This is a genomic window from Planococcus liqunii, from assembly GCF_030413595.1.
GTDB classification, from domain to species: domain Bacteria; phylum Bacillota; class Bacilli; order Bacillales_A; family Planococcaceae; genus Planococcus; species Planococcus liqunii.
Window position 1 is genome coordinate 1,066,754 of the sequence record NZ_CP129238.1, and the last position, 23,696, is coordinate 1,090,449.

24 protein-coding genes are annotated in these 23,696 nt (G+C 46.2%); 17 read left to right on the top strand and 7 right to left on the bottom strand.

Going from position 1 to position 23,696, the window contains the following annotated elements:
• The first annotated feature begins 160 nt into the window (after positions 1 to 160).
• The 4 genes from QWY22_RS05270 to QWY22_RS05285 all read left to right on the top strand — a co-directional run bounded on the left by QWY22_RS05270 (position 161) and on the right by QWY22_RS05285 (position 4,565).
• Positions 161 to 1,255: a carbohydrate kinase family protein gene (locus QWY22_RS05270; RefSeq protein ID WP_300983449.1), complete on the top strand. Its 1,095-nt coding sequence runs from the start codon at positions 161 to 163 to the stop codon at positions 1,253 to 1,255.
• Positions 1,252 to 2,163, top strand: coding sequence for a pseudouridine-5'-phosphate glycosidase (locus QWY22_RS05275; RefSeq protein ID WP_300983451.1), 912 nt, complete (start codon positions 1,252 to 1,254; stop codon positions 2,161 to 2,163). Before QWY22_RS05270 ends, QWY22_RS05275 begins: the two co-directional genes overlap by 4 nt.
• Positions 2,164 to 2,271: 108 nt before the next feature.
• Positions 2,272 to 3,582 (top strand): FAD-dependent oxidoreductase, encoded by a 1,311-nt coding sequence (locus QWY22_RS05280; protein WP_300983452.1) that lies wholly within the window; start codon positions 2,272 to 2,274, stop codon positions 3,580 to 3,582.
• A complete protein-coding gene (locus QWY22_RS05285) occupies positions 3,579 to 4,565 on the top strand; it encodes a class I SAM-dependent methyltransferase (protein WP_300983453.1) in 987 nt (328 codons plus the stop codon). Before QWY22_RS05280 ends, QWY22_RS05285 begins: the two co-directional genes overlap by 4 nt.
• A gap of 434 nt (positions 4,566 to 4,999) precedes the next feature.
• Here the strand turns inward: QWY22_RS05285 and QWY22_RS05290 are convergent, their stop codons facing one another.
• The gene (locus QWY22_RS05290; RefSeq protein WP_036805842.1) at positions 5,000 to 5,221 is read right to left on the bottom strand and encodes a DUF1128 domain-containing protein; all 222 of its coding nucleotides are present in this window, start codon (positions 5,219 to 5,221) and stop codon (positions 5,000 to 5,002) included.
• Positions 5,222 to 5,279: 58 nt separating this feature from the next.
• Positions 5,280 to 6,653, bottom strand: coding sequence for an alanine/glycine:cation symporter family protein (locus QWY22_RS05295; protein WP_300983454.1), 1,374 nt, complete (start codon positions 6,651 to 6,653; stop codon positions 5,280 to 5,282).
• A 191-nt stretch (positions 6,654 to 6,844) separates the two neighbouring features.
• Between QWY22_RS05295 and QWY22_RS05300 the strand changes: the two genes are divergently transcribed.
• Together QWY22_RS05300 and QWY22_RS05305 are read left to right on the top strand one after the other, a co-directional pair.
• Positions 6,845 to 7,381, top strand: coding sequence for a YtxH domain-containing protein (locus tag QWY22_RS05300; RefSeq protein WP_300983455.1), 537 nt, complete (start codon positions 6,845 to 6,847; stop codon positions 7,379 to 7,381).
• 50 nt (positions 7,382 to 7,431) lie between these two features.
• Entirely contained in the window at positions 7,432 to 8,346 is a 915-nt protein-coding gene (locus QWY22_RS05305) for a YihY/virulence factor BrkB family protein (RefSeq protein ID WP_300983456.1), read from the top strand.
• 26 nt (positions 8,347 to 8,372) lie between these two features.
• On the opposite strand, the gene QWY22_RS05310 is transcribed toward QWY22_RS05305, so the two are convergent.
• Both QWY22_RS05310 and QWY22_RS05315 read right to left on the bottom strand, forming a co-directional pair.
• Positions 8,373 to 8,564, bottom strand: coding sequence for an SE1561 family protein (locus QWY22_RS05310; RefSeq protein WP_036805835.1), 192 nt, complete (start codon positions 8,562 to 8,564; stop codon positions 8,373 to 8,375).
• A gap of 329 nt (positions 8,565 to 8,893) precedes the next feature.
• A complete protein-coding gene (locus tag QWY22_RS05315) occupies positions 8,894 to 9,274 on the bottom strand; it encodes an OsmC family protein (RefSeq protein ID WP_300983457.1) in 381 nt (126 codons plus the stop codon).
• Positions 9,275 to 9,353: 79 nt separating this feature from the next.
• Between QWY22_RS05315 and QWY22_RS05320 the strand changes: the two genes are divergently transcribed.
• Positions 9,354 to 10,544: an MFS transporter gene (locus QWY22_RS05320; protein WP_300983458.1), complete on the top strand. Its 1,191-nt coding sequence runs from the start codon at positions 9,354 to 9,356 to the stop codon at positions 10,542 to 10,544.
• Positions 10,545 to 10,622: 78 nt separating this feature from the next.
• Here QWY22_RS05320 and rlmD read toward each other — a convergent pair whose 3' ends face one another.
• Together rlmD and QWY22_RS05330 are read right to left on the bottom strand one after the other, a co-directional pair.
• The gene (gene rlmD, locus QWY22_RS05325; RefSeq protein ID WP_300983460.1) at positions 10,623 to 11,987 is read right to left on the bottom strand and encodes a 23S rRNA (uracil(1939)-C(5))-methyltransferase RlmD; all 1,365 of its coding nucleotides are present in this window, start codon (positions 11,985 to 11,987) and stop codon (positions 10,623 to 10,625) included.
• Between the two features lie 40 nt (positions 11,988 to 12,027).
• Positions 12,028 to 12,927, bottom strand: coding sequence for a TIGR01777 family oxidoreductase (locus tag QWY22_RS05330; RefSeq protein WP_300983461.1), 900 nt, complete (start codon positions 12,925 to 12,927; stop codon positions 12,028 to 12,030).
• Between the two features lie 92 nt (positions 12,928 to 13,019).
• On the opposite strand from QWY22_RS05330, the gene recX reads away from it, so the two are divergent.
• Genes recX through QWY22_RS05345 form a run of 3 tightly spaced genes read left to right on the top strand, consistent with a single transcriptional unit; the run spans position 13,020 to position 14,416 of the window.
• Positions 13,020 to 13,826: a recombination regulator RecX gene (recX, locus tag QWY22_RS05335; RefSeq protein ID WP_224077247.1), complete on the top strand. Its 807-nt coding sequence runs from the start codon at positions 13,020 to 13,022 to the stop codon at positions 13,824 to 13,826.
• Entirely contained in the window at positions 13,819 to 14,151 is a 333-nt protein-coding gene (locus QWY22_RS05340; RefSeq protein WP_053166928.1) for a YfhH family protein, read from the top strand. Before recX ends, QWY22_RS05340 begins: the two co-directional genes overlap by 8 nt.
• A 4-nt stretch (positions 14,152 to 14,155) precedes the next feature.
• Complete coding sequence (locus QWY22_RS05345; RefSeq protein WP_036805818.1) at positions 14,156 to 14,416, top strand: YfhJ family protein; 261 nt, start codon at positions 14,156 to 14,158, stop codon at positions 14,414 to 14,416.
• A 74-nt stretch (positions 14,417 to 14,490) separates the two neighbouring features.
• On the opposite strand, the gene QWY22_RS05350 is transcribed toward QWY22_RS05345, so the two are convergent.
• Positions 14,491 to 15,471 (bottom strand): metal-dependent hydrolase, encoded by a 981-nt coding sequence (locus QWY22_RS05350; protein ID WP_300983462.1) that lies wholly within the window; start codon positions 15,469 to 15,471, stop codon positions 14,491 to 14,493.
• Positions 15,472 to 15,596: 125 nt separating this feature from the next.
• Between QWY22_RS05350 and mutY the strand changes: the two genes are divergently transcribed.
• From mutY to QWY22_RS05385, 7 genes are all read left to right on the top strand, one after another.
• On the top strand, positions 15,597 to 16,655 hold the full coding sequence (mutY, locus tag QWY22_RS05355; RefSeq protein ID WP_300983463.1) for an A/G-specific adenine glycosylase: 1,059 nt from the start codon (positions 15,597 to 15,599) through the stop codon (positions 16,653 to 16,655).
• A gap of 2 nt (positions 16,656 to 16,657) precedes the next feature.
• On the top strand, positions 16,658 to 17,404 hold the full coding sequence (gene fabL / locus QWY22_RS05360; protein ID WP_300983464.1) for an enoyl-[acyl-carrier-protein] reductase FabL: 747 nt from the start codon (positions 16,658 to 16,660) through the stop codon (positions 17,402 to 17,404).
• Between the two features lie 101 nt (positions 17,405 to 17,505).
• Positions 17,506 to 18,051, top strand: a complete 546-nt coding sequence (ntdP, locus tag QWY22_RS05365; protein ID WP_036805811.1) for a nucleoside tri-diphosphate phosphatase — start codon at positions 17,506 to 17,508, stop codon at positions 18,049 to 18,051.
• A gap of 57 nt (positions 18,052 to 18,108) precedes the next feature.
• Entirely contained in the window at positions 18,109 to 19,854 is a 1,746-nt protein-coding gene (locus tag QWY22_RS05370; protein ID WP_300983466.1) for an ABC transporter ATP-binding protein, read from the top strand.
• A 139-nt stretch (positions 19,855 to 19,993) separates the two neighbouring features.
• Positions 19,994 to 21,013, top strand: a complete 1,020-nt coding sequence (locus tag QWY22_RS05375) for an ABC transporter ATP-binding protein (RefSeq protein ID WP_074511584.1) — start codon at positions 19,994 to 19,996, stop codon at positions 21,011 to 21,013.
• The gene (locus QWY22_RS05380) at positions 20,988 to 21,971 is read left to right on the top strand and encodes an ABC transporter ATP-binding protein (RefSeq protein WP_300983468.1); all 984 of its coding nucleotides are present in this window, start codon (positions 20,988 to 20,990) and stop codon (positions 21,969 to 21,971) included. The genes QWY22_RS05375 and QWY22_RS05380 overlap by 26 nt, the downstream gene beginning before the upstream one ends.
• A 29-nt stretch (positions 21,972 to 22,000) precedes the next feature.
• Entirely contained in the window at positions 22,001 to 23,623 is a 1,623-nt protein-coding gene (locus tag QWY22_RS05385; RefSeq protein ID WP_300983469.1) for an ABC transporter substrate-binding protein, read from the top strand.
• The last annotated feature ends 73 nt before the right edge of the window (positions 23,624 to 23,696 follow it).

The window sequence follows — 23,696 nt, forward strand, 5'->3', positions numbered from 1 at the left end:
CTATGACCGTTGTGCTCCAGGCCTCACTCTCTTTCAAGCACTTCAAAAAGGAGTATGGCGGGAAGCTTTTATTTTTTTGTATTAATTTAAGGTTTTCTCTTGCAATTTTTATTATAAAAGTTTACGATTTAAACAAATGTTTGAAAAGGGAGGTGAGGAGTTGAACAAAAAGGAACAGGAAGTCATTGAACTGATCCGGAAAAATCCTTATTTGTCTCAACAAGAGATGGCGGATTCTTTACAAATGTCCCGTCCATCTTTAGCTAACTTAATCTCCGGGTTAATTCGGCAAGGGAAAATTGCAGGCCGGGCATACATCCTACCAGAAGAAGGAACGGTTGTCTGCATTGGCGGGGCGAACGTCGACCGCAAGTTTTGGCTGGAAAAAACAGCGCAGATGGGCACATCCAACCCGGCAGCAGTTTCGGGCAGCGTCGGCGGAGTCGCCCGGAACGTAGCGGAAAACTTGGGCAGAATGGGCCACCGGGTAAAACTGATGACCATCGCCGGCAACGATCCGGAGTGGAAATTGATACAAGAAACCTCTTCGCCTTTTATGGATACGGAATTAACGCAAACCCATAACGATCTTTCGACCGGCACTTATACAGCCATATTGGAGCCGGATGGGGAAATGATTTTGGCGATGGCCGATATGGCCATCTACGATTCACTGACCGTGGAATACGTCAAACGCCACGAAACGGCGTTGATGGCAGCTGCTTTTCTTGTCATCGATTTGAATTGTCCGAAAGAAACAGTCCGCTACGTGCAGGAACTGGCAAAAACACGCAATATCCCGTTGGCTGTCATTCCCGTCTCTACACCTAAAATTGACCGGCTTGGAGAAGATTTGACCGGCATTACCTGGCTGATTTTGAATAAAGGGGAAGCGGAACGCTTTTTAAGCATCAAAATCGATTCTCCCGAAGCTTGGAAAAATGCTGCGGCCCGTTTGCTTGGACATGGAGCGGGAAATATCGTAATCACCGCTGGAAAAGAAGGGGCGATGGCAGGGAACCATGAAAGAATCAGCCACTTCGCGGCAATCGACGTGCCGGAGCTTCTCGATGTCACTGGAGCCGGAGATGCATTTTCAAGCGGCATCATCCACAGTTACTTAAAAGACCTCCCGTTTGAAAAGATTATTCAGACGGGGCTAATCAATGCAGCGAAAACGCTGCAAAGCGAATCAACCGTAAGAACCGAGTTATCGGCAATGCAACTACAAATTGAACTGGAGGAACTACTATGAACTCAATGATTACTTATTCAACTGAAGTACAACACGCAATGGACAACAACCAACCGATTGTGGCGCTGGAATCGACAATCATCTCTCACGGCATGCCTTACCCGCAAAACGTGGAAACAGCGCGCATCGTTGAACAGATCATCCGCGATAATGGAGCTGTTCCAGCAACAATCGCCATTATGGACGGCAAAATCAAAATCGGTTTATCCGATGAAGAGCTGGAACTTCTGGGCAACAGTCCGGACGTCGCAAAAGTTTCACGCCGCGATCTTGGACAATTGATCGCAACGAAAAAAATCGGTGCGACGACGGTTGCTGCTACAATGATTTGTGCAGAACTTGCAGGCATCCGTGTATTTGCCACAGGCGGCATTGGCGGCGTTCACCGTGGTGCAGAAACGACAATGGACATTTCTGCTGACCTTGAGGAATTGGCTACTACAGGAGTCGCAGTTGTCTGTGCCGGAGCTAAATCGATTTTGGATATCGGTTTAACACTGGAATTCCTTGAAACTAAAGGTGTACCGGTCATCGGTTATAAAACAGATAAAATGCCGGCGTTCTATACACAAGCCAGCGAATTTGATTTGACTTTCCGTGCAGATGATGTTGATATTTTGGCAAAAGTATTGAAAGCGAAATGGGATCTTGGACTAAAAGGCGGCGCTGTAGTGGCCAACCCGATTCCGGCGGAACATGCGATGGAAGAATCGTTCATTAACGGCATTATTGATCAAGCCATGGTGGAAGCAAAAGAAAATGGCATCGCTGGAAAAGAAACAACGCCTTTCCTTCTTGGAAAAGTAAAAGAATTGACGGAAGGCACTAGCTTGGTCGCAAACATTGAATTGGTAAAACATAACGCTGAAGTCGGCGCGAAATTAGCAGTGGCTTATAACGGACTTTAAGAAAATACGAAAAAGAAGCTCTCAACTTTGGGAGCTTCTTTTTTGTGTTTTGAGAAAGGTTTCTTCTGCATTTGTTTGCGGGTACATAGAAATAAGGAGCTGAAACCTATGAAAACAGATGTGTTCATTAGTGGGGGAGGAGTCGGTGGCTTAACACTTGCCTTGAAGTTGGCACAGCGCGGAGTGAATGTCACCGTCGCGGAACGTCTGGCTTCCAAGACTCCTGCTTATAAAGGTGAATTGCTGCAGCCCAAAAGCATGCAGATCTTTGATGGACTGGGACTCTTTGAAGAAATTGAAGAACGTTCCAATGAGATCAAAGTGCTCGATATGCTGGAATTGTCCAGTACCCTGGCAGTCCGCGATCAATCTTTTTTGGATTATAGCGTGCTTCCGGGAAAATACAATGCCGCTTATATGGCGCATCATGAAGAACTGAAATCGATTCTTCGTGAAGCCGCTTCCCAATACCCCAATTTTTCTTATTTAGGTGGAACTACCGTAAAGAAAATTGATGGAAATGCCGCCCACTTACAAAAAGGCAAAGAAAAACTGGAAGTGCAGGCTGATTATTTTATAGGAGCCGAAGGCAGGGCATCGGTTACGCGAAAAGCGATGGACATTGAAATAAAGCAAACAACTTACAACCATCATTTCTTAACCGTCACTTTTCCGCGCGCTGAAAATTTCCGGGATGGAAAAATCATTTCGACGTACAACCGGTTTTTGGGTTTGTTTCCTTTGCCGGATAACCAGGTACGAAGCGTGTACTTGATACCGGAAGGAGACTACCAAGCGTTGAAAGAGAAACCGATCAGCCATTTCCATAAACTTTATACAGATTTGGCGCCTTCCATAGATGGTTATGTCCAACAATTGCAGGACTGGAAGAAAATCCAGTTAATGATTCCGGTCATGTTCCATGCCCCTTCCTATGTAAAAGAGAATAAAGCGATTATTGGAGATGCCGCTCATGCGGTGCATCCGATGGCAGGGGAAGGCATGAACATGGCCATCCAGGATGCGGATGTACTAGGCGAGCTGCTGGCCGATATGGCCGAATCCGGAAAACGGAACCCTGAAAATCTGCACTGGTTTGAAAAAGTGCGTTATAAACGGGCTGAACACGTAATCCAGCTGAGCCATTTATCGGCACTGGCCTATTCATTTCCTTTCCGGACCGTTAGTTATCTGCGGACACGAACAGTTGAACGCATGGAAGAAGATCCAATCCTTCACTTCAAGCAGATGCTGAATGTTTCAGGTCTCGGCATGTGGAAAGAAAACGTCCGCGACCGTTTTATCCAAGGCGGAATTATGCCTGTTCGGCGAAGCAGGGATTTAACTTCAGATACAAAAGAATTGAAATATTTCACCAGAGAAGAAGATTATCCGTGGAAAGTGGAGGGACTTTTATGATTGATGTGATGAAAATGTTTAAGGCTCGTATGTATATGAAGCGCAATGAGCCGTTTTTATATAGCTGGCACGCTTATGTAGGGTATGAATTGGATTTGTTTAAAGCTTTTGAACGCCCGGTGACGCAATTTGATGTAGCGGACGCCCTTCAATTGGATGAGGATTTGCTGCGCCAATGGGTAAGTGTCGGAGTCTCGATCGGCCACTTGAAAGAAGCCGGAAGAGGGCGCTACAAAGTATGGAACACCTGGAAATTGCCGAAACCGAAAGGCAATAATTCGTCCGGCGTTTTGTTAAAGGAAATGATGGAACTCCACATCCCGACTTTGCTCAGTTACCCCGAAATGATGCGGAATCAAAACCGGCGCCATTTTGATGAAGAAAAACATGCCCCGACCGTTGCAGAAACCAGCCGTTTGCTTGAAGTGCTGGCTATGCCAAAAATGTCCAAACGTATTCGGGAAAACAGGAGCCGCACCGTTCTCGACATTGGATGTGGAGAAGCTGGATATATCAAAAAGCTCGCTGACCGTTTTCCTGATACCCAATTTACCGGAATCGAAATCAGTCCGGCAGTTGTGGAAACCGCTAAGGAATTGACCGCTGACAATGACAATATTGTCATTGAAAATGCAGACTTGTGGCAGTATCAGCCTGAACGCCTGCAAGATATGGTCATGATGAACAACGTCATCCACTATATCGACCTGGAAAAGCGGCAGGCGCTGTTCACGGAACTGGCCACTTGGCTTGAGAAAGATGGCATTCTTTCAGTGGTCACCCCAATCGCCGGCAGCAGCGATGATCCGCCTTTTGCGAACGTCTTCAACAGTTTTTTCTCTTCTTTCGACAACCTCTACCGCCTGCCGACAAGACAGGAACTAGCGGAATGGGGAGAAGAAGCAGGACTCACCATGCTTGGCATTAAAACCGTCATTAAAGAAGGCAGCTGGTACATCGCACAATATCAAAAGAAAAGCTGAAATGGCCGTTAAGATTCGAAAGGCGTAAGATGAGCTGCCGAAGCGGCGTGTTTTCAGCCGCACAGGCAGTTCGGCTTACGACCCGAGAATCTGGCCGTTGAAGCTGGACAAAAGAAAAGCTGAAGCGCTTGGTCAGCCCCGACTCGAGAAAAGCGGAAGTGCCTGCTCAGCTCTGACAGGCATAAGACGGACCAATGGAGTGGCGGTTTTTGCCGCGTAATTGGGCAGGCTTATGTCCCGAAGAGCTAGGCATTGAAGGCTAGACAAGCGCTGGAGGGCTTGCTGAAGATGGCGCTCTTTGCCATCGCCGGAAAGACCGAAGCGACTCGAGGGACTAGCCGACGAAACTAGACAAGAAAAGCTGAAATGGCCGTTTGTTTTAAAAAGCAAAAACCCCTTGGACTTCAGGAAATTCCTGAAAACCAAGGGGCTTTTTATTTGCGCAATGAACCAAGTTCCTGCGCGATTGCCTGCATTTCGTTTGGCGTAATGTTGTCGCGGCTTGCGACCATTTCATACAGTTCTTTCAAGTCTTCGTATTTCGATGAATTGAAGTGTTCAGGTTTCATTGCGTCGGAATTGACCATGCGCAATTTTGCTTTTATTTCTTCAATCATGAAAGAAACATTTTCGTTTGACGGTTGTGAGAGGTCCATAATGGATTCCTGCCTTTCGATAGGGTATAACCCATCATTTCACTGTTCAAAAAAAATGTCAATTGCCAATGCGCGCGGCTTCTTTCGCTTCTGCTTTTTCTTCTTTGATTTTTGCCACAATGCGTTTCGTTTCAAGCGCAATGACACCCGACAGACCGAGAAGGCCGATCAAGTTTGGCAGAGCCATTAATCCGTTCATGATATCTGAGAACATCCACACCACATCAAGAGAAACAGTGGCACCGATGAACACTACCGCAATAAAGGCAACACGGTAAACAATCAAAAGGCTCGGATTTTTAAATAGATACTGGAAACATTTCTCGCCGTAGTACGACCAGCCGATAATCGTTGAAGAAGCAAAGAAAATGAGCCCAATCGCGACCACAATCGGACCGATTGGCCCTAGGAATTGTTCGAAGGCAGCTGTTGTCAGTGCGGAACCTTCCAGCGACTTGTCGGTATACATGCCTGACATGACAATCGTGATGCCTGTGATGGAACAGATGATCAAGGTATCGATAAATACTTGTGTCATCGATACAAGGGCTTGGCGCCCCGGCATATCCGTTTTGGCAGCCGCTGCGGCAATTGGAGCAGAACCGAGGCCAGCTTCATTGGAGAAGACCCCTCGGGCGACCCCGTATCGGATCGCGGCACCGATTGCACCGCCTACTGCAGCTTCGCCGGTAAAGGCCGAAGTAAGGATCGTGCCGATTGCCGGCAGGATCAATTCAACGTTCAGCACCATAATTACCGCTCCGGCAATGATATAGAACAATGCCATAAACGGAACAAAGTAGGAAGTAACTTTTCCGATTGTCGTGATGCCGCCTAAAATAACAGCAGCTGCGAAAACCGTCAAAATGATGCCGGTAATCCATGTGGGTACGTTAAACGTATCGCGGACTACTGCAGCAACCGAGTTGGACTGTGTCCCGTTGCCGATGCCGAACGCAGCAATGGAACCGAAGATGGCAAATAATACGCCCAGCCATTTCTGTTTCAAGCCGTGTTCCAAATAATACATCGGCCCGCCGGCCATCAAACCTCTGGCATCGACGACACGGTATTTGACTGCAAGCACAGCTTCCCCGTACTTGGTCGCCATCCCAAAGAATGCCGACATCCACATCCAGAAGACGGCACCCGGGCCGCCTAAAATGACGGCTGTCGCAACACCGACGATATTACCGGTACCGACTGTTGCAGCCAGTGCGGTGGAGAGCGCCTGGAAGTGGCTGATGTCGCCTTCTGATTTCGTATCCTGATTTTTAGTAAATACCAGCTTTAATGCATAAGGCAAATATCGGACTTGTAAAAGGCCTAAACGAATAGTTAAGAAGATTCCTGTGCCCACCAATAAAATCAGAAGAGGTGGACCCCAGACAAAACTGCTGATGCTGCCCAAAATTGATTCTAATCGCTCCATCTTATTTCCCCTTTTTGTGTATAGTATGGTATAGCTTTCTTTACTCACCGCCTTTAGATTTAATATTCCGAAATATTATAGGAAGAGTCAAGGTTTTTCTGAAAATAAAATTTACTATGTGTTTAAATTTCTGGAGATTAGGGAAAATCCAAAAGAGACGCAAGTACTACAATTATTGGGAGGAATTCAGGATGAGCCAAAACAAACTATTAACAGGATTACTTATGGGAGCTGCGGTTGGTGTAATCGTATCTTTATTAGACCGCAACACGCGAAATGACGTAGTGAACAAATCGAAAAAAGTGGGCAGCAGTGCTCAATATTATGCTCAAAATAGAAAAGAATTAGTGAATGCTGTACAGCAGCAGACTGAAAAAGTTCAAAATCTTTATTCAAGAATTTCCGAAGACGCTTCTTATGTGGGAGAAAAAGTAAACGAATTGAAAGACTTGACTCCGCATGTGAAAGAACTAGCAATGGAAACAAAAGAGGCATTTGTTGATACGAAAGATGCAGTCATTGATTCTAAAGACGACGTATTGTCTGCTCTAAAAGAAGACAGCCCGTCTGCTACTTCATCTTTGACTGAAGGAAATGATTCAAGTTCTACTGGATCCGGTTCTAACTTTGGATCAACTTCAAATTCGTCGACTGGATCAACGACAGGATCGGCGTCAGGATCAACATCGGGTTATAATTCCGGCACAAATTCTTCAAAAAAGGCCTAATTCCGATAGAAACGAAAAACAAAGGCCATGTTTCAGAACCGGAAGAGCGGTTGCACAATCTGGCGGTTAGCCATGATGTCACAACCGGAAAAGGGTTTTTGAAAGAAGTATTTAAACGAATCAATGATATAGACGTTTTAGGATTAGGAGCGCAATTAGCGTTCTTTTTCCTATTGTCCATATTTCCGCTGCTTATTTTTGTTATCACCTTACTGCCGTATTTGAACATCTCGGAAGACCAGGTTTATAGTTTTCTGGAAGAAGTCGCGCCAGGCGAAGTTTACGTTCTAATTCAAGAAACTTTGACTGAAATACTGACAAAGCAAAATGGCGGACTGCTTTCTTTTGGAATCATTGCGACGATCTGGTCAGCGAGCCTTGGAATGGATGCGCTGATAAAGTCGTTAAACTTTTCTTATGGAGTAGAGGAAAACCGCCCGTTGCTGATTGCGCGGGGCATGTCAATCCTTTCCACCATTTTGATGATTTTCATTTTGATTGTAGCGCTTGTTTTGCCGATTTTTGGGCGGCAAGTCGGACTCATTATCTTTACATTCCTTGGGTTGGAAGAAGGGTTCCTGGAGTTATGGGGAGCTATCCGTTTTACCATTCCATCATTGATCATTTTCGCGGTATGTGCAGTTATCTACTGGATTGCACCAAACATACGGCTGAACGTTAAAAGCGTTATTGCCGGAGCAGGATTTACAGCAATCGGATGGATTGTCATTTCTTATGTTTTTTCCATCTACATTAATAACTTCGCCAACTTCTCGGCGACATACGGCAGTATTGGCGGTATTATTGTGCTGATGCTTTGGCTGTACTTATCAGCAATGCTTTTGTTGGTAGGGGGGCAGATCAATGCCGTCATGCAGGGAAGAAGCGACATAATCGCCACTAAAAAGAAAAAGCGCCGTCGGCTTTTACGGCTTAAAAGAAAAAAAACGATTCCCACCAAGTGAACTTTTCTGGTGTGAATCGTTTTTTATTATTCTCCGCTTGGACGTGATTTGAACTGTTGCATTTTGTCATCCAGTTCGTCGACCATGGCAATCAAGCGGTCAATATCTTCCAGTTCGGCAGTTTCAGGCTCGATGGCATCCAAAACTTCTAAAAACATGTTTAAGCGTTGTTTCATGTAAGTAACTTGCTGTTCTTTATTTGTTATGGATTTACCCACTCGGAACACCTCTTTTCGCCTGTTAATGATAGCTGAAAACTGTAAGAAATTCAATAAAAGCTAGGTAAAAAGCGTTATTTTACTCGTTTAAATGTTTTGAATATTTACTTTATTTATTTTTCATGTTAAGGTGGTGTTAATCAACAGAGAGGGGAGGCCGAAGTGAATCGTCGAAACCAATCGCTGTAGGAAGATGAAGGAGGGGGTTCGAACATTTCACCGGCAGCTTAGCCGAAGAAATCGAATTATGAAAATTCAATTGGATATTGCAAAAGCCTAAAGGCTCAGCCGGGATCTGAAAACAGATACGGACTGAGCCTATTTAGTGTTTACAAAACTTCGTAAGTTTCGATGATATCGATTGCATCTTCCATAGTGCGGACCATCGAGCAGTTTTTGCGGGTCAATTCCATAACTCGCGGCATTTTTGCTGAGTCAATTTTGCCTTTTAGCATGAAATGCAAATGCACTTTTGAAACCCGGCTTGCTTCTTCTTCAATGCGAACAACTTCTCTTACTTCGATTTGGATATCTTCTGCAGGCATCCTCATTTTCTCTAAAACTTTCCGCATGACGCCTCCGCTGCAAACTGCCAACGAAGATACGAGCAGCTGATACGGACGGTAGCCATATTCCTCATTGCTTGACACCAAAAGTTGCCCAAACGGCAAAGTTCCAGTGAAGCCATTTTCGTTCATTGAAAATTTCATCGATTTCCGCCTCCTTGTGGTAAAATTGTATCTGAATTTGAAAGAAAGATAAAAGAACGTGCTTGAGCAGGAGGTCCAGATGAAGATATTTTTAAAGAGCGATCGTGCCCGTTTTTGGGTTTTAGTCGCTATTGTTTCAATTTCAGGTTTTTCGCAAGGGATGCTGCTCCCGCTGATTGCTGTCATTTTCGAACAAGACGGAGTATCATCCGCATTAAATGGCTTAAGTGCGACAGGGCTATACATAGGAACATTGGTGATTGCGCCTTTTATGGAGCCTCAATTGCGGCGGTTCGGCTATAAACCGCTAATCTTGGTGGGAGGCGGATTGGTCATTGCTTCGCTGTTGGCGTTTCCACTGTGGAAAAGCGTGTTGTTTTGGTTTGTTCTGCGGGTGCTGATCGGCATCGGCGACCAAGCGCTGCATTTTTCCACCCAAACTTGGATTACTTCATTCTCACCACAGCACCGGCTTGGACGGAACATTGCCATCTACGGCATGTCTTTCAGTGTCGGTTTCGGAGCGGGGCCTTTGTTCGTTCCACTCGTCGGGATTTTTGAAGCTTTGCCGTTTATCATTTCAGGCATCCTCTGTTTGATCGCCTGGTCGCTTGTGTTTTTGTTGAAAAACGATTTCCCCGAAACTTCAGCTGGATCGATGGCGCAAAAAGGGACGCTTGGGCGTTTCAAGGCCGCCCTCATCATCGGTTGGATCGCTTTCTTGCCGCCACTGGGCTACGGCTTTTTGGAGGCTTCCTTAAATGCCATCTTCCCGGTTTATGCGCTAAGGCAATCGATTGATGTGGCAATGGTCTCTTATATGCTGGCTGCCTTTTCAATCGGTGCAATTGCGACTCAGTTGCCGCTTGGGGCATTAAGCGACCGGATCGGCAGGCGCAAAGTGCTGTTGCTTGCTTTGTTTGGCGGGGCAGCGGCATTTGGGACAGCCAGTTTCTTTGAATCGAATGCTTGGGCAACTCTGGCGTTATTTATCATTGCCGGGATGTTTGTCGGCTCTACGTTCTCTTTGGGAATCTCCTATATGGCAGACCTCATGCCCAGGGATCTGCTGCCGACGGGCAATCTTTTATGCGGCATTGCCTTTAGCATCGGAAGCCTCGCGGGACCGGCTCTTGGCGGTTTGTTCCTTGACTTGACCGAAGAACTGAGTTTTCTGCTGCTCATTGCGGTCATACTGCTTGTTATTTTCACAATTATTGCTCTCCGCAGCAATACCGAATCCAAGCCTGCAGTTGAAGAAACTTTATAGATGGATAGAAAAAGAACTTCCGAATCGTTTCGGAAGTTCTTTTGTCGTTTTGGGAGCGGTTTTTCTCGGATTTGGCAGTTATTTTCTTTCCAATAGGCAGACTGCTTCCACTTGTGCCGTCTGGGGGAACATGTCAACAGGCTGAATGTATTTGATGCGGTAAACTTTTGTTAACTGCTGCAAATCTTTTGCCAAGGTGGAAGGATTGCAGGATGTATACACAAAACGCTGCGGCTTTACAGTTAAAATGGTTTTTAACAAAGAGTCAGCCAAACCGGTGCGAGGGGGATCGACCGTCAAAACATCGGGCACGAAATCTTCCTTGCTCCAGAGCTCAAGCCATTTCTCAGCGGTCCCTGTGACATATTTTGCTTTGACGCCTTGCCGCTTGGCATTTGCTTTTGCATCTACGACACTGTCGTGGATAATGTCCATCCCGCGAAGCTCGCCGGCACCGTCTGCCAGCCATAAGCCGATGGTGCCAACTCCGCAATACGCATCCACCACTTTTTCCGTGCCGGTCAATTGGGCGGCGCGTTTGATTTCATCGTATAATTTGACGGTTTGTGTCGGATTCAATTGGAAAAAAGCGCGCGCTGATAAATCGAAAGCAAGCTCTCCGAGTTCTTCATGAATCGTGTCTTTGCCGTAAAGCGTAATGGTTTCCTCGCCAAAAATTAGAGAAGTTTTTTCTTTGTTGATATTTTGAACAATCGACACGAGGTTCGTATCGATCTTCTTCAATTTCTCCAGCAATAATTCCTTTTGTGGAATTTTAGAGCGGGTCGTTACCAGCACCAATTGGATTTCACCGGTTTTAAGGCCGGTGCGCACCACGATAGTCCGGATGATGCCTTTCATCGTCTTGCCATCATAAATCGGCATTTTCAATTCTTCCAGGATACGTTTAACGGCATTGGTAATGACCGTTGTATCCGGATGCTGAACCAGGCATTGTTCAATATCAAGCAGTTGATGCGACCCTTCTGCAAACAAGCCGGCAATTACTTTTGTGCCTTTCAAGCGGGTCTGGAACTGGCTTTTGTTGCGGTAATGCCACGGATCTTCCATCCCAATCGTATCATTGACCAAGACATCGGTGCCTTTTAAATAACGCTCCAAGGCTTGAACGACCAAGTCGCGCTTTTCCACCAATTGCTGGCTGTAGGTCATGTGCTGAAGCTGGCAGCCGCCGCACGCGTCGTAAATCGGGCAGGGCGGTGTCTGGCGATGCGGAGAAGGTTTGCGCATTTTCAATATGCGCGCTTCTGCAAAATTCCGTTTGATGTTCGTTACTTGGGCAGTGATTTCTTCCCCTGGCAATGCCCCGGGTACGAAAATGACATTGCGCTTGAAAAAACCAATGCCTTCACCGTTGATGCCGAGCCGTTTGATCGTCAGCGGAAACTTTTGCCCTTCTTCTATGATCGGTTTATCGTTCATCTCTTCACGTCCTTAATGTAATCATCCCTTCATTATAGTCTTATTTGTAGATATCAGCCAGTGCCGATTTTAAGTCGGGGTATTGGAATTGGAATCCTTCCCGTTCAAGGACGGTCGGCAATACACGCTGTCCGGTGAGGACCAATTGGCTTTTTTCGCCAAGCAGCGCCTTCATCGCAAAAGAAGGGACAGGCAGCCAATGCGGTTTATGCAGAGCCTCAGCAATGCCTAGACCAAAATCCTTCATTTGCTTGGGCTGAGGTGCTGTGACATTGAACGGACCTTCAATCGCTTCATTCTCCATGGCAAACTGAATCGCCCGGGCAACATCTTTTACGTGGATCCACGACAGCCATTGCTTGCCGGAACCCACCGTACCGCCGACAAATAATTTGTACGGCAGTGACATCAGCGGCAAGGCGCCGTCTTTTTTGCCGAGAACGATGCCGAAACGGCCGGAAGCGACCCGGACGCCGTGATGTTTCGCATGGTCTGCAAGCTTTTCCCAGTCGATGACGGTGCGGGCGAGAAAGTCTTTTCCGAAATCTCGTGATGCTTCTGTATATGTAACAACCTCAGAAGGCGCATAAACACCGATGGCGCTGGCATTAATCAGCACGCGGGGCTTTTTATTAAGTTTCCCAATAATGCGAAGCACTTCTTCTGTAGCTTCCATCCGGCTATCGTAAATTGCACGTTTTTGTTCTTTGGTCCAGCGGCCGTCATTAATCGAAGTGCCGGCCAGGTTAATGATGGCGTCGATGCCTTCCAATTGCTTCTCGGGCTGGGCACCATTTTTCAGCCATTGGACGTATTTGGTATTCGCGGTCGAGCGTTTGGGGCTTCTTGTTAAAATGTAAACCATATGTCCGCTGCTATGGAATAAGCGCGTCAATTCTTTGCCGACAAAACCAGTTCCGCCAGTGATTGCTATCTTCATCCGTATCGCCTCCATTTCTTCTAATAATACCCGCAATCCATGCATTTAAGCATTTGAAAGGGTATAATGGGAAAGGAAGAGAGGTGCCGCAAATGCCGATTATTTCGAAAATCACCAGAGGGAAAAGGAATCCGGAAAGGTACAATATTTACCTGGAGGAAAAATTCGCTTTTAGTGTCGATGAGGCGGTGCTGATCCGGTACCAACTGACTAAAGGCAAGGAACTTGACCAGTGGACCATCGAAGAAATGAATTTCGAAGATGAAGTCCGAAAGGCTTACAATAAAGCGCTCAATTACCTCGGGTTCCGCATGCGCAGCGAAGACGAAGTGCGCACCAAATTGAAAGAAAAAGAATTTGGCAATGCCGTGATCGATGAAGCCATTAAAAAGCTCTATACCCATAAATTTTTGGATGACCAGGCTTTTTCGGAAGCGCTCCTCCGCACTCAAATAAATTCCGGCAAAAAGGGGCCTCGTGCCATCCAGCAGGAAATGCAGAAAAAAGGGATTGATAAACAGATGCAAGAAGACGTATTGAATTCCTATTCAGAAGAAGAGCAGCTGGAAATTGCCAAAGAACTGGCGGCCAAAATCGCCGCTAAGGAAAAGATGAAAACACCGAGCCAAATCAAGCAGAAAATCAACGATTCCTTGATGAGAAAAGGATATTCCTATACCTTGGTTAAACTGGCCATTGAAGATTTGGACTTGGAAAAAGACGAAGACCAGTGGACGGATATCGTAAAAGAGCAAGGTGATAAACTGTGGAGAAAACACAGCAGCAAGCTGACCGGCTATGATTTGAAATCGAAAGTCAAACAAGGCTTATACCAAAAAGGATTCCCCAGTGAAGTAATCAACGAATACATCGAACAGAAGGAGCAGGAAGATGACTGAAGAAAAGCGTTACAGTGAAATGGATGAACATGAACTGCGCAATGAAATCGGGCGCTTAAAAGAAAAAGCGAGAAAAGCGGAGCAGTTGGGCATGGTCAATGAATTTGCGGTTTTAGAACGGAAAGCCATTATGGCCGCAGCTTATATGATGAATCCTGAGGACTTTAAAAAGGGTGAAGTTTATCGCATCGAAGGCGACCCCAATGTCTTTTTTCAGATCGACTATTTGAAGGGCCGTTTTGCCTGGGGATATCGCCTAGGTGGCGAAAAATACACAGAAGCGCTGCCGATTTCCATGCTGCGCCCGCTGAAGGAAGGGAAGTAACCGAATGAATGAAATGATTGATCAATTGATACTGGAATTGCGCGAAAAAAATCCGAACCTGTCAGAAGAAAAAGCCCGTACTTGGATTGAACTGTTGGTGTCTGATTTCGAATCTTCGTATGCCAAAGCCGGATACGATTATCAAGGAACAGCGGTAGTTGAAAAAGTGATTCGTCAATGGATCGAAAGCTACGGAGACCGCATCCATGAATTCGCTGGAACCAACCCAAAATACGCGCACTTATTGAACGAACACCAGAACTAGAAAAAACGCACACAAGGCTGTGTGCGTTTTCTCTTTGACTATAGGATTGCTTGAAAAGGGATTTTCGCCTTTCGTTAGTTATGGCTAAAGTCGAGTTTTTTCCTTAACTTGTCTTCGCTGAAGATCCAGCCGGTATAGGAGTTGACGACTTTGCATTGTTCGTTCAAGTGGGCAACGGCTACGAATGGATAATAATCGTTGCTCCGGTAACGCAGGTCGATTAAGCGGACTTCGTATAAATCGCCGTATTGGTTGATTTCCCATCTGTACAGAGGGGAGAAGGAAACAAAGGCGGATAAGTTTTTGTCTTTCAGTGCTGCTTGAATCAAATTTGATTCGGGCAATGGTTTTTTTAGAAACTTATCGTAAATATTGATGGAACGGCCGTATGCTCTTCCTACATAATGATGGCGTTCGGTATCTGCCGCAATCCGCCACTGGAAAAACCGCATCGTCGGAGCAACGATAATATTGGTCGTTCCGGGAATGGTGTTCCGGACCGCATGTTTCACTGCGTGTTGAACAGCGAATCGTGCGATGTAGTAGAAAAACAGGAGTCCGTATAAAATCAGCATCGTCCATACCGGATTTGAGCCGAATGCCCAAAACATCAAGGCGATCAAATGAGCGCCGAAGATGATCGGGTCAAAGGTATTGATAACGCCGAGCGCTACCCAGCGGTTTGAAAATGGCCGGAGCGCCTGTGTTCCATACGAATTGAATATATCTACGAAAACATGCAAAAACACGGCCAGGAAAGTCCAGAGCCATAAATGGAGTGAATTCGCTTCCGGCAAAATGAGCAGCAAAGCTGCTGTAATTAATAACGGCCATAAAATAACCGCCGGAATGGAATGGGTTGCCCCGCGATGATGGCGGATGTAAATGGCATTATTCCTTAACTTTAGAATGGTATCGATATCAGGTGCCTGGGAACCGATGATGACGCCTGCAAAAACGGCTGTCATTGTTGCTGGCTGGCTGGCTACAACGGGGTCTGCCATTGCAAGGCCGCCAAGTGCGATGCCCATGACGATATGAGTGCCTGTATCCATTGCCGCACCCTCTTTCTACTTGGATGTTGGTGTTGCTTTTATTGCTTGAGAAAAATGCCTATAACTAATATATACCCCGTAATTCTGCGGGATAATCTACTTGATCGGAGGCAGTCCAAATAGAAATGGATAAATTACAATTTCAAAAAGATTTAATCGGCTGGTTTTCCGAAGAAAAACGGGACTTGCCTTGGCGCCGTACAGCCGATCCTTACCAAATCTGGATATCGGAAATTATGCTGCAGCAGACACGCGTTGATACGGTTATTCCTTACTATAAACGCTTTATCGAGAAATTTCCCACGTTGAACGATTTAGCGGCAGCAGACGAAGAAGTGCTTTTAAAGCAATGGGAAGGCCTTGGCTATTATTCCCGTGCCCGCAATCTCCAGGCGGGTGTCCGTGAAGTCGCAGAAAACTACGGCGGCATTGTCCCGAACAGCCGAAAAGAAATTTCCGCCTTGAAAGGCGTCGGCCCTTATACTGCGGGAGCTGTGCTCAGCATTGCTTACGGCATACCGGAGCACGCTGTGGATGGCAACGTGATGCGGGTGTTGTCCCGAATATTATTGATTGAAGAAGATATTGCCAAACCGAAGACCCGCAAGATATTTGAAGAAGCCGTGACCGAAATCATCAGCCACGAAGACCCGTCCTCGTTTAACCAGGGGCTGATGGAATTGGGCGCGTTGATTTGTACGCCGACTTCCCCTAAATGCCTGCTTTGTCCGGTGCGTGAACATTGCGCAGCATTCCATGAAGGAAAGCAGCAGGATTTGCCGATTAAAACCAAAGCGAAAAAAACAAAAGCTATGCAATACGCGATGCTTGCCATTCGCAGCGGAGAAACGGTCTTGGTGGAAAAAAGGCCGGAGTCCGGTTTGCTTGCCAATATGTGGCAGTTCCCGATGGTTGAATTGACAGAAGAGATCCTGCCGGTTGAGATAGAAGAACAGCTTTCGGAAAGTTTCCGGGGCACTGTCAGCAACGCTGAAAAAATTACTTCTTTCAAACATGTGTTTTCTCATTTAACATGGAATGTGGATGGTTATATTGCAAACGGCGAAAACTTAATCGTACCGCCTCATATGAAATGGGTGACGGCTGAGGAATTGGAATTGCTTCCAATTTCCGGACCGGTGCAAAAAATGAAAACAGTTTTAAAACAAAGAGGAGATGTTTGACAATGGCAGAACAAAAAGTGGCATTGGTGACAGGAAGCAGCAGAGGGCTAGGAAAAGCTTTGGCAATCGCTTTAGCGGAGCAAGGATATGATATCGTTGTAAACTACGCGCGTAGCAAAACAGCCGCACTTGATACGGTAAAAGAAATTGAGGCAAGAGGCCAAAAAGCGTTGCTTGTGCGGGCAAATGTCGGCGATGTCGATAAACTGCGCGGCATGTTCGAAACCATTAAAGAAGAATTTGGCCGTTTGGATGTCTTCGTGTCGAATGCAGCTTCAGGCGTTTTGCGCCCGATTATGGAATTGGAAGAATCCCACTGGGACTGGACGATGAACATCAACGCAAAAGCGATGCTGTTCGGGGCACAGGAAGCAGCAAAGCTGATGGACAAAGGCGGCAAAATTGTCGGCGTCAGCTCGCTCGGTTCTATCCGTTACCTGGAAAACTATACGACAATCGGCGTTTCCAAAGCTGCAGTTGAATCGCTTACGCGCTATTTAGCGGTTGAATTGGCGCCAAAAGGCATTTCAGTCAATACGGTTTCCGGCGGCGCACTTGATACAGAAGCGTTGATGCATTTCCCAAACCGTGAAGAATTGCTGAATGATGCCCGCGTAAACACACCGGCCGGCCGCATGGTTGAAATAGAAGACATGGTTAAAGCCGCTCTTTTCCTGATTTCTGATCAAGCGGATATGATCCGCGGCCAAACCATTATTGTGGATGGCGGCCGTTCAGTTGTCCTGTAAAATCCATTTGCTGTCTTTTCGCTGTATGTTTTCAGAATTGATTGATATAATCATGAAGACGGATAAATTATATACGGCTTAGACGAAAAGGTGGGATGGACATGGCGATACCCGTGGAGGGAGAGACAATACAAATCCACAGTTACAAACACAACGGCCGAATCCACCGTGTCTGGCAGGAAACAACGGTATTGAAGGGCACAAATAACATAGTCATCGGTGCAAACGAACGGACCATGGTGACGGAATCGGATGGCAGAACCTGGATTACGCGCGAGCCGTCCATCTGTTACTTCCATGCCGAACATTGGTTCAATATCATTTGCATGCTGCGTGACGATGGAGTTTATTATTATTGCAATGTAAGCTCTCCATTTGTGTATAACAATGGATCATTAAAGTACATCGATTATGACTTGGATGTTAAGGTGTTTCCGGATATGTCGTATACCTTGTTGGACGAAGACGAATATGAAGATCATAAAAGGCAAATGGGCTATCCGGAAGTGATCGATCAAATTTTGCATCGAAATGTGGATAAGTTGATTGGCTGGATTAAACAGCGCAGAGGGCCCTTTGCTCCGGACTTCATAGAAGTGTGGACCAGCCGGTACGAATTTCATAGACAGTACCGGCTTACGGAATGAGAGAAACCTGTTGCTTGCCAACAGGTTTTTCGTTTTGAACAGATTGGAGTGAACGCTTTGAGTACGATGCAGCGCTATATGAAATTTGTAAAGCCATACTATTGGCAGATTGCGCTAACAATTTTTATCGGAATCTTTAAATTCGCAATTCCGCTTTTCATCCCGTTGCTCATTAAAATCGTCATTGACGACATCATTGGAGCTAAAGGATTATCAAGCGATGAAAAATTAACCCAGCTTTATTTATGGCTTGGCGGAACCGCCATCCTCTTTTTCATTTTGCGGCCGCCGATCGAGTATTACCGGCAATATTATGCCCAGTTAGTCAGCAATAAAATCCTGTATGACATCCGCCAGAACCTCTACGGCCATCTGCAGAAACTGAGTCTCCGCTATTACGCCAACACGCGTGCCGGGGAAATCATTTCCCGCGTCATCAATGACGTTGAACAGACCAAGAATTTTGTCATGATTGGGCTGATGAATTTATGGCTCGATCTGGCGACCATATTAATTGCAATCGGCATCATGCTGACGATGGACGTACCATTGACCATTGTAGCGCTGCTGGCATTTCCGTTCTATGCCTTCAGCGTCAAGTTTTTCTTCGGGCGATTGCGTGATTTGACGCGCAACCGTTCACAGGCCTTGGCTAATGTACAAAGTTATCTGCACGAACGCGTTCAAGGGATGAGCATCATCAAAAGTTTTGCGCTGGAAAAACATGAACAGAAATTATTCGATGCAACCAATGACGAATTCCTGGATAAAGCGATTGACCATACGAAATGGAATGCAAAAGCTTTTGCTGTCGTCAACACGATTACAGACATCGCGCCGCTCCTAGTTATCGCGTACGCTGGCTATCAGGTCATCCAGGGCAATTTGACGCTTGGAACCATGGTCGCTTTTATTGCTTATATTGAACGTTTGTATAATCCGCTTCGCAGACTCGTCAACTCGTCCACGACATTGACGCAATCATTTGCTTCGATGGACCGCGTATTCGAGTTGATTGACGAAGACTACGACGTCACCGATAAAAATGGCGCAAAAGATTTGAAAGTAGTGGACGGCAAACTGGAATTCCGGGATGTTTCTTTTCACTACAACGATGGAGGATCGGAAGTTCTTTCAGATTTAAACTTTACCGTTAAACCTGGAGAAACGGTCGCATTTGTCGGCATGAGCGGCGGAGGAAAGTCGACCATCGTGTCGCTGATTCCAAGATTTTACGATGTAACGGGCGGCGGCATTTACATGGATGACCACAATCTGAAAGATGTTTCCATTCATACACTGCGCGATCAGATTGGCCTGGTGCTGCAGGATTCCATTTTGTTCAGTGATTCGGTGAAATCGAATATCTTGATGGGGAAACCGGTTGCAAGCGATGCGGAAGTAGAGGCTGCTGCGAAGGCGGCGAATGCCCATGACTTTATTGAAATGCTCCCAGACGGCTACGACACCAAAGTAGGAGAACGCGGCGTGAAACTGTCCGGCGGGCAAAAGCAGCGAATTGCCATTGCGCGGGTATTCTTGAAAAATCCGCCGATTCTCATTTTGGACGAAGCCACTTCAGCGCTCGATCTGGAAAGCGAAGCATTGATCCAAGATTCACTGGAACGTCTCGCGCATGACCGGACCACATTGATTGTGGCCCATCGTTTGTCTACGATTACCCACGCAGACCAAATCCTGGTGATTGACCATGGGCGCCTCGCTGAAAAAGGAACCCATGATGAGTTGATGAAATTGCAAGGAATCTATTACAATCTTTTCCAAGTCCAGCATTTTAATTAATAGTGCTTAAGGCCCTCGAAAATTCGAGGGTCTTTTTTTGGCTCCAAAAATGATTTCTGAAAAAAACTATTGAAATAATACTAATCTTACGTATAATAAAAACACATAGAATTTTCTGAAATAAAAAAGGGGTGCCGAAATGGAAAACCGAAAAACGATATTGGACGTCAAGGGTTTAAAGACATCCTTTTTCACCGACGACGGCGAAATTCCAGCTGTAGACAATATAGACTTTCATATACGGGAAGGGGAAGTCCTTGGAATTGTTGGCGAATCAGGCTGTGGAAAAAGCGTGACTTCCTTGTCGGTAATGGGGTTGGTCCCAAGCCCGCCGGGGAAAATCACAGAAGGCGAAATTTTATTTCAAGATAAGGATTTGACAAAATTATCCGAAAAACAAATGCGGGCCATTCGTGGCAATGATATAGCAATGATTTTCCAGGAACCGATGACTTCTTTAAATCCGTTGTTTACAATCGGCGACCAATTGCGGGAAGCGGTAAAAATCCACAAAAAAGATTGGTCGAAAAAACAGATTCAGGAACGCGCAATCGAAATGATGAAATTGGTCGGCCTGCCTCGGGCAGAAGGCTTGATGAAAGAATATCCTCATCAGTTATCCGGCGGAATGCGCCAGCGGGTGATGATTGCAATGGCTTTGCTTTGCGATCCGAAAGTGCTGATTGCAGATGAACCGACAACGGCACTCGATGTAACCATCCAAGCCCAGATTTTGAAACTGATCAAGAATTTAAATGAACGGCTAAACACAGCTGTATTGCTAATAACACATGATTTAGGCGTCGTAGCAGAAACCTGCGAACGCGTTATTGTCATGTACGCAGGTAAAGTGGTAGAGGAAGGCCCGGTGCATAAAATTTTTAAAGATCCTCAGCATCCTTATACAAGAGGATTACTGGAATCTGTTCCGGATATGCGATTTAAGAAAGAGCGCTTGTATTCCATTCCGGGCAATGTCCCAAAACCAGGAACGATCCGGACAGGGTGCCGATTTGCAGCGCGCTGTGAATTCGCTTTTGACCGCTGCATCGTAGAAAATCCAGATTTGTACCGGACGGAAGAAGACCACCAAACCCGCTGCTTCCTATTTGACCCGAAGGAGGTGCAGGCACATGACAGAACCGTTGTTAAAAGTTGAAGGCCTGAAAAAATATTTTCCGATCAAATCCGGAATTCTTGGCCAAGTAAAAAATTACGTGAAAGCTGTAGACGATGTGTCCTTCACCGTAAATGAAGGGGAAACGCTCGGAATTGTCGGGGAATCGGGATGCGGAAAATCGACGACCGGCCGGATGCTCATGCGATTGCTGGAGCCCACAGAAGGAAAAGTGATTTTCGATGGCCAGGAATTGACGGCGCTTTCAACCAGCGAGATGCGCAAAGTGCGCCGGGATATCCAGATGGTTTTCCAGGATCCTTATGCATCGTTGAATCCACGGCACACAATTGAAAAAATCCTGATGGAACCGTTGAATGTACATAACCTCGGAGACCCAAAGGAACGAAAGAAAAAAGTTTATGAGTTTCTTGAAATTGTCGGATTAAGCAGCTATCACGCAAAGCGCTATCCGCATCAGTTCAGCGGCGGACAGCGGCAGCGCATCGGCATTGCCCGCGCTTTGATGACCAATCCGAAACTGATTATTGCCGATGAGCCGGTTTCCGCTCTTGATGTTTCGATTCAGGCCCAAGTTTTAAACTTGATGCAGGATCTGCAAAAAGAACTGAAGCTTACTTATATATTTATTGCCCATGACCTGGGCGTCGTGCGCCACATCAGCGACCGGGTAGGGGTCATGTATCTGGGCCAGATGGCAGAACTTGCCGACAGCGAAGCGCTGTACGAAAAACCGCTTCATCCTTATACGCAAGCCCTGTTGTCAGCAGTGCCGGTTCCGGACCCGGATTTCCTGCGGGAAGAAGTGGTGATCAAAGGCGATGTGCCAAGTCCGGCGAATCCTCCAAGCGGCTGCCGATTCCATACGCGCTGTCCATTTAAGATGGATATTTGTGAAACAACAGTACCAATCTTTGCGGAAGTTGAAAAAGGTCATTCTGTAGCCTGCCACCTTTACGAAGAGTCCAGGCCGCAATGATAATAAATAACACAAATGGAGGGGTCAATTTGAGAAAGAAAAAGCTCGTATCACTGGCTTTTCTGATGCTTTTATTGCTTGCGACAGCGCTTTACGGCTGTAGTTCCGATAATGCGTCGGATAACACAGAAGGGGACAGCGGGGACAGCGGAGATTCCGGCGAACCGAAAGTATTGATCTTTGGCCGCGGCGGAGACTCGGTTTCACTTGATCCGATTGCCGTAACGGACGGGGAATCCTACAAAGTCACAAAGAACATTTTTGATACATTGGTGAATTTCGGTGAACAGGATACAGAAATTCATCCTGGGCTTGCAACAGAATGGGAAGCAGCTGAAGATGGGCTGACGTATACATTCACATTGGAAGAAGGCGTGAAATTCCACGACGGCACAGATTTTAATGCAGAAGCTGTAGTGGCAAACTTTGAACGCTGGGCTGCAGGAAATGCAGACCAATTCCCATACTACGGGTCCATGTTTGGCGGCTTCGGTGATGAAGAAGGCCATGTCATTGAATCTGTCACTGCAACTGGCGACTACGCAGTTGAATTTAAATTGAAACGCCCGCAAGCGCCATTCCTGAAAAACTTGGCAATGAGTTCTTTCGGAATTGCTTCGCCAACTGCATTTGAAAAAGCTGGCGACAAATTCGGCGATGCACCGATTGGTACAGGTCCATTCAAATTTGTAGAATGGAAACGCAACGATTCGATCACAATCGAGAAAAATCCGGATTACTGGGTGGAAGGCGAACCGAAATTGGATCAAGTCGTGTTCCGTTCGATTCCTGATAACTCTGCCCGCTTGAATGCCTTATTGTCTGGCGAAATCGATTTGGCAGACGGCATCACTCCTTCTGACGGTGCAACTGTCGAAGGCGATGATAAGCTTCAATTGTTCGAACGTCCGTCCATGAACGTGGGCTACCTTGGATTGACGACGACACGTGAACCGTTTGACGATCCGAAAGTCCGTCAGGCGATGAACCATGCAATCGATAAACAAGCGATTGTCGACGCATTCTTTGAAGGCCGCGGCGAAATCGCGAAAAACCCTATGCCGCCTGTAATCAGCGGATATAACGACAGCATTGAAGATTATGACTTCAACCCTGAAAAAGCGAAACAATTGCTGGCTGAAGCTGGACTTCCGGACGGCTTTGAAATGGAACTTTACGCAATGCCGGTTCCACGTCCATATATGCCGGACGGCCAAAAAGTGGCTGAAGCCATCCAGAAAAACTTGGCAGATGTTGGCGTAACAGCAAAAATTGTTTCTTTTGAATGGGCAACGTATCTTGAAAAAGCTGCAAACGGGGAAGCGGATGCTTTCTTGCTTGGTTGGACAGGAGATAACGGCGATGCCGACAACTTCCTATATGTATTGCTTGACCAGGACAACATCGGTTCAAACAACTACACATACTACAAAAACCAGGAATTGCACGATATCTTGATTGAGGCTCAAACAGAAGTTGATGAAGACAAGCGCAATGATTTGTACGGAAAAGCACAAGAAATTATTCATGAAGACGCCCCTTGGGTACCACTGGCTCACTCAACTCCGCTTCTAGCAGGCGGCAAGAATGTAGTGAACTTCAAAGCACACCCAACCGGTTCTGACAAATTGTCTACTGTAGATTTGGAGTAGGAATGTTGAGAGGAGAGGTCATCTTGATTTCTCCTCTTTTTTCTTAATGTATACATATGCAAGGGATGGAGAG

Bases quoted from the DNA above. Each gene is read 5' to 3' on its own strand.
- QWY22_RS05280 (WP_300983452.1), top strand. From the start codon at position 2,272: ATGAAAACAGATGTGTTCATTAGTGGGGGAGGAGTCGGTGGCTTAACA.
- QWY22_RS05340 (WP_053166928.1), top strand. From the start codon at position 13,819: ATGACTGAAGAAAAGCGTTACAGTGAAATGGATGAACATGAACTGCGC.
- recX (WP_224077247.1), top strand. From the start codon at position 13,020: ATGCCGATTATTTCGAAAATCACCAGAGGGAAAAGGAATCCGGAAAGG.
- QWY22_RS05300 (WP_300983455.1), top strand. From the start codon at position 6,845: ATGAGCCAAAACAAACTATTAACAGGATTACTTATGGGAGCTGCGGTT.
- QWY22_RS05380 (WP_300983468.1), top strand. From the start codon at position 20,988: ATGACAGAACCGTTGTTAAAAGTTGAAGGCCTGAAAAAATATTTTCCG.
- fabL (WP_300983464.1), top strand. From the start codon at position 16,658: ATGGCAGAACAAAAAGTGGCATTGGTGACAGGAAGCAGCAGAGGGCTA.
- QWY22_RS05330 (WP_300983461.1), bottom strand. From the start codon at position 12,927: ATGAAGATAGCAATCACTGGCGGAACTGGTTTTGTCGGCAAAGAATTG.
- QWY22_RS05350 (WP_300983462.1), bottom strand. From the start codon at position 15,471: ATGGATACAGGCACTCATATCGTCATGGGCATCGCACTTGGCGGCCTT.
- QWY22_RS05290 (WP_036805842.1), bottom strand. From the start codon at position 5,221: ATGGACCTCTCACAACCGTCAAACGAAAATGTTTCTTTCATGATTGAA.
- mutY (WP_300983463.1), top strand. From the start codon at position 15,597: ATGGATAAATTACAATTTCAAAAAGATTTAATCGGCTGGTTTTCCGAA.
- ntdP (WP_036805811.1), top strand. From the start codon at position 17,506: ATGGCGATACCCGTGGAGGGAGAGACAATACAAATCCACAGTTACAAA.
- QWY22_RS05315 (WP_300983457.1), bottom strand. From the start codon at position 9,274: ATGAAATTTTCAATGAACGAAAATGGCTTCACTGGAACTTTGCCGTTT.
- QWY22_RS05320 (WP_300983458.1), top strand. From the start codon at position 9,354: ATGAAGATATTTTTAAAGAGCGATCGTGCCCGTTTTTGGGTTTTAGTC.
- QWY22_RS05275 (WP_300983451.1), top strand. From the start codon at position 1,252: ATGAACTCAATGATTACTTATTCAACTGAAGTACAACACGCAATGGAC.
- QWY22_RS05295 (WP_300983454.1), bottom strand. From the start codon at position 6,653: ATGGAGCGATTAGAATCAATTTTGGGCAGCATCAGCAGTTTTGTCTGG.
- QWY22_RS05285 (WP_300983453.1), top strand. From the start codon at position 3,579: ATGATTGATGTGATGAAAATGTTTAAGGCTCGTATGTATATGAAGCGC.
- QWY22_RS05375 (WP_074511584.1), top strand. From the start codon at position 19,994: ATGGAAAACCGAAAAACGATATTGGACGTCAAGGGTTTAAAGACATCC.
- rlmD (WP_300983460.1), bottom strand. From the start codon at position 11,987: ATGAACGATAAACCGATCATAGAAGAAGGGCAAAAGTTTCCGCTGACG.
- QWY22_RS05345 (WP_036805818.1), top strand. From the start codon at position 14,156: ATGAATGAAATGATTGATCAATTGATACTGGAATTGCGCGAAAAAAAT.